Genomic DNA, 892 nt, shown 5'->3' with positions numbered 1-892 from the left:
GAAGCGATTGCCGCCGCTGTCGATGCCATGCGCGACGCTGCCGCTCTCGAATTCGATCTCGACACCGGCAAGCGCGGCGAGCGCGACAGCCATCTGCGCGAATTGCTCTGCGAACTTACCGGCGCAGAAGATGCGACCATCGTCAACAATAATGCCGCCGCCGTTTTGATCGCGCTGAATGCCGTCGGCGCCGGTCGTCAGGCGATCGTGTCGCGCGGTGAGCTGATCGAAATCGGCGGCGCTTTCCGCATGCCCGATATCATGGAGCGGGCAGGAGTCGGTCTGGTTGAAGTCGGCACCACCAACCGCACCCATGCCCGCGATTATCAGAAGGCGATCAACCCTGAAACGGCGCTGATCCTCAAGGTCCACACCTCGAACTACCGCATCGAAGGCTTCACAGCCGAAGTGGATGGCGCCGAACTCGCGCGTATCGCCCATCAGGCGGGCGTCGTTCTCCTCAACGATCTCGGCTCCGGCACGCTGGTCGATCTCTCCCGCTATGGCCTTGCTAAGGAACCCACCGTGCGCGAAGCGGTGGCCGAGGGCGCCGATCTCGTTACCTTCTCAGGCGACAAGCTGCTCGGCGGCCCGCAGGCCGGCTTCATCGTCGGGCGCAAGGACCTGATCGCCGAGATCAACCGAAATCCGATGAAGCGCGCGCTGCGCGTCGACAAGATCCGCATCGCCGCCATGCTCGCCACCCTGAAACTCTACCGCGATCCCGACCGCCTCGGCGCCCGCTTGCCGACCCTGCGCATGCTGTCGCGAGGCCAAGCCGAAATCCGCGCGCAGGCCGAACGCCTCGCGCCTGAAGTCACCGCCGTGCTTGCGCCAAAGGGCTACAGCGTCGAACCATCAATCTGTTCCAGCCAGATCGGCTCCGGCGCGC

General features: G+C 64.7%; 1 protein-coding gene. It reads left to right on the top strand.

The window, feature by feature from the left end; translation table 11 throughout:
* Positions 1-892 (top strand): L-seryl-tRNA(Sec) selenium transferase (selA, locus tag RTX98_RS11890; RefSeq protein WP_312796793.1); only part of this gene is annotated, 892 nt, incomplete at both ends.

Origin of the sequence: Tianweitania sp. (assembly GCF_032053605.1) — a bacterium.
Taxonomy (GTDB): Bacteria; Pseudomonadota; Alphaproteobacteria; order Rhizobiales; family Rhizobiaceae; genus Tianweitania.
The sequence above is the reverse complement of the archived record's forward strand: the minus strand, read 5'-3'. Positions and strand labels throughout refer to the sequence as shown.